Origin of the sequence: Streptomyces sp. NPDC059564 (assembly GCF_042735575.1) — a bacterium.
In the GTDB taxonomy this organism is placed as follows: Bacteria; Actinomycetota; Actinomycetes; order Streptomycetales; family Streptomycetaceae; genus Streptomyces.
In genome coordinates, this window is the sequence record NZ_JBHWBP010000544.1 from 1 (window position 1) to 3,483 (window position 3,483).

At 69.9% G+C, this 3,483-nt stretch carries 3 protein-coding genes; 1 reads left to right on the top strand and 2 read right to left on the bottom strand.

Annotation, left to right across the window (positions count from 1 at the left end):
* Both ACFV0Q_RS39790 and ACFV0Q_RS39795 read right to left on the bottom strand, forming a co-directional pair.
* Positions 1 to 182, bottom strand: a 182-nt coding sequence (locus tag ACFV0Q_RS39790; protein WP_385012770.1) for a protealysin inhibitor emfourin, incomplete at its 3' end; no start/stop codon positions are given.
* An 84-nt stretch (positions 183 to 266) separates the two neighbouring features.
* Complete coding sequence (locus tag ACFV0Q_RS39795) at positions 267 to 1,337, bottom strand: M4 family metallopeptidase (RefSeq protein WP_385012772.1); 1,071 nt, start codon at positions 1,335 to 1,337, stop codon at positions 267 to 269.
* 365 nt (positions 1,338 to 1,702) lie between these two features.
* On the opposite strand from ACFV0Q_RS39795, the gene leuA reads away from it, so the two are divergent.
* Entirely contained in the window at positions 1,703 to 3,466 is a 1,764-nt protein-coding gene (gene leuA / locus ACFV0Q_RS39800) for a 2-isopropylmalate synthase (RefSeq protein WP_385012773.1), read from the top strand.
* Positions 3,467 to 3,483 lie beyond the last annotated feature (17 nt).

Here is a 3,483-nt window from a genome sequence, read left to right on the forward strand (position 1 = left end):
TTGTGTTTAAGTGACTGCCCGTCCCGGACCCCGTCCGAGCTCCGGCCGGCCGACGCGTCGGGCCGCAGCGCCAGCAGGGCCAGCGCCCGCCACTCGTCCTCGTCGGGCCGGCCCGAGGTGTCCACCTCGGCCCGGCGCTCGATCCCCGCGAAACCGCCCGTCCGCACCACTTCGATCCGCATGCGGCCTTCTTACCCGAGAACGGCCGCCTGCCCCAGGCCGCCTGCCCCAGGCCGCCTGCCCCAGGGCGGCCGACCCGGGCCCGGCTACCCCAGGCCGACCGTCGCCCACGCCTTCTGCAGGGCCCGGTGCTCGGCGCCGCCGTCCCCGTACCGGGCGACGGCCGCCGCGACCGAGAGCCGGGCGAAGTCCGCGAAGTCGGCCTTCTCGGCCAGCTGCCCGCCCGTCAGGGTGTCGTACCAGATCTGCCCGGCCCGCTCCCAGGCCTTGCCGCCGAGCTCGCTCGCCGCGATGTAGAAGGCGTGGTTGGGGATCCCGGAGTTGATGTGGACGCCGCCGTTGTCGCGCGAGGTGGTGACGTAGCCGTCCATCGTGGCGGGCTGCGGGTCCTTGCCGAGCTCGTCGTCGTCGTACGCCGTCCCCGGCGCCTTCATCGAGCGCAGGGCGACCCCGCTCACGTTGGGTCCCAGCAGTCCGGCCCCGATCAGCCAGTCGGCCTGGTCGGCGGTCTGCCCGAGCGAGTACTGCTTGATCAGCGAGCCGAAGACGTCCGACATGGACTCGTTGAGCGCCCCGGACTGGCCGTGGTAGTCGAGGTTCGCCGTGTACTGGGTGACGCCGTGGGTCAGCTCGTGCCCGATGACGTCCACCGACACGGTGAAGTCGAGGAACAGGTCCCCGTCCCCGTCGCCGAAGACCATCTGCTGCCCGTCCCAGAAGGCGTTGTTGTAGTCCTCGCCGTAGTGCACGCTCGCGTCCAGGGCCAGCCCGGAACCGTCGATCGAGTGCCGCCCGTAGCCCTTGAGGAACAGCTCGTACGTGGCGCCGAGGCCGGCGTACGCGCGGTTGACCGTGGCGTCCTTGACCGCCTCGGCCCCCTCCTCGCGGACCTTCTTCCCGGGCAGCCGGGTGCGGTGCTGGGCGTCGTAGACGGTCCGCCGCGGCCCGTCCGCCGCGGGCACCTCCGCCGCGGCCGGGGCGATCCCGCGGACGGCGCTGATCCGCCGCCGGGTGCGCAGGGAGGCGTCCAGTTCGAGGGTGCGCTGTGCGGCGTCGGCCCGGGCGGAGTCGGCGGACCGCGCGGCCTTGTCGAGCAGGTGGGGCGGCACGACGGTGCAGAAGACGGAGTGGTGTGCGGGGGAGAGGAAGGCATCCATCCCGGCAATGTGGCAGTGGGTCATCCCCGTGTCACTAGCCGCAACCATGATTCATTCGACTGTCTGAAAGCTGTCACGGAGCGTTGACGGATCCACCGGAGCTCAGGGGAGTGAAAGGGGTTTAACTCACAAAGGGTGTAAATCGGACGTGGGGGTCTTGCATACTGAAACAGGTCCTCGCAATACGGCGCGGCTCGGCTAGGCTCGGTCCATCATGCGTTTCGGGCTGCTTCTCCTTAGCTGCCGCGGCGAGGGTCTGTAGTCGTAGGCCGACCCCCTCCCCGCGGAGTTTGGTGTTGCGGTTTTTACGACCGCCGTCGGCCGTCCCAGCGAACTACACGCGGACACGCGAGGAGCCCAACGCCATGAGCCAGCAGCCTTTTGTCGGTCGCCCCACGCCCATCACGAACGCGACCCACTCCCAGAAGTCCTCCGGGATGCCGATCCACAAGTACGGCCGGTACGAGCAGGTGGACATCCCCGACCGCACCTGGCCGGACGCCCGCGTCACCAAGGCTCCCCGCTGGCTGTCCACCGACCTGCGCGACGGCAACCAGTCGCTGATCGACCCGATGACCCCCGCCCGCAAGCGCGAGATGTTCGACCTGCTGGTGCGCATGGGCTACAAGGAGATCGAGGTCGGCTTCCCGTCCTCCGGCGAGACCGACTTCGCCTTCGTGCGCTCCATCATCGAAGAGGGCGCGATCCCGGACGACGTCACCATCTCCGTACTGACCCAGGCCCGCGAGGACCTGATCGAGCGGACCGTGGAGTCCCTGGCCGGCGCCAGGCGCGCCACCGTCCACCTGTACAACGCCACCGCCCCCACCTTCCGCCGCGTGGTCTTCCGCGGCTCGAAGGAGCAGATCAAGCAGATCGCCGTCGACGGCACCCGCCTGGTCATGGAGTACGCGGAGAAGCTGCTGGGCCCCGAGACCGTCTTCGGCTACCAGTACAGCCCGGAGATCTTCACCGACACCGAGCTGGACTTCGCCCTGGAGGTCTGCGAGGCCGTCTGCGACGTCTGGCAGCCGTCCGAGGGCCGCGAGATCATCCTGAACCTGCCCGCCACCGTGGAGCGCTCGACGCCCTCCACCCACGCGGACCGCTTCGAGTGGATGGCCCGCAACCTGACCCGCCGCGAGCACGTCTGCATCTCCGTGCACCCGCACAACGACCGCGGCACCGCCGTCGCCGCCGCCGAGCTGGCCCTGATGGCGGGCGCCGACCGCGTCGAGGGCTGCCTGTTCGGGCAGGGCGAGCGCACCGGCAACGTCGACCTGATCACGCTGGGCATGAACCTGTTCTCCCAGGGCATCGACCCGCAGATCGACTTCTCGCAGATCGACGAGATCCGTCGCACCAGCGAGTACTGCAACCAGATGGAGGTCCACCCGCGCCACCCCTACGCGGGCGACCTGGTCTACACCGCCTTCTCCGGCTCCCACCAGGACGCCATCAAGAAGGGCTTCGACGCCATGGAGGCCGACGCGGCCGCCGCCGGCAAGACCGTCGACGACATCGAGTGGGCGGTCCCGTACCTGCCCATCGACCCCAAGGACGTCGGCCGCTCCTACGAGGCGGTCATCCGGGTCAACTCGCAGTCCGGCAAGGGCGGCATCGCGTACGTCCTGAAGAACGACCACAAGCTGGACCTGCCGCGCCGCATGCAGATCGAGTTCTCGCGGATCATCCAGGCCAAGACCGACGCCGAGGGCGGCGAGGTCACGCCGAAGGCGATCTGGGACGCCTTCCAGGACGAGTACCTGCCCAACCCCGAGAACCCGTGGGGCCGCATCCAGCTGCGCTCCGGCTCGACCGCCACCGACAAGGACGGCACCGACACGCTGACCGTCGAGGCGGTCGTGGACGGCGTGGAGACGGTCCTGACCGGCACCGGCAACGGTCCGATCTCGGCCTTCTTCGACGCGCTGGCCGGCATCGGCGTCGACGCCCGGCTGCTGGACTACACCGAGCACACGATGAGCGAGGGCGCCTCGGCCGTGGCCGCCTCGTACATCGAGTGCGCGATCGACGGCCGCGTCCTGTGGGGCATCGGCATCGACGCCAACACCACCCGCGCCTCCCTGAAGGCGGTCATCTCCGCCGTCAACCGCGCGGGCCGCTGACCCACCCGCCCGTGGCC

Coding starts and splice junctions, on each gene's coding strand:
- leuA (WP_385012773.1), top strand. CDS start 1,703: ATGAGCCAGCAGCCTTTTGTCGGTCGCCCCACGCCCATCACGAACGCG.
- ACFV0Q_RS39795 (WP_385012772.1), bottom strand. CDS start 1,337: ATGGATGCCTTCCTCTCCCCCGCACACCACTCCGTCTTCTGCACCGTC.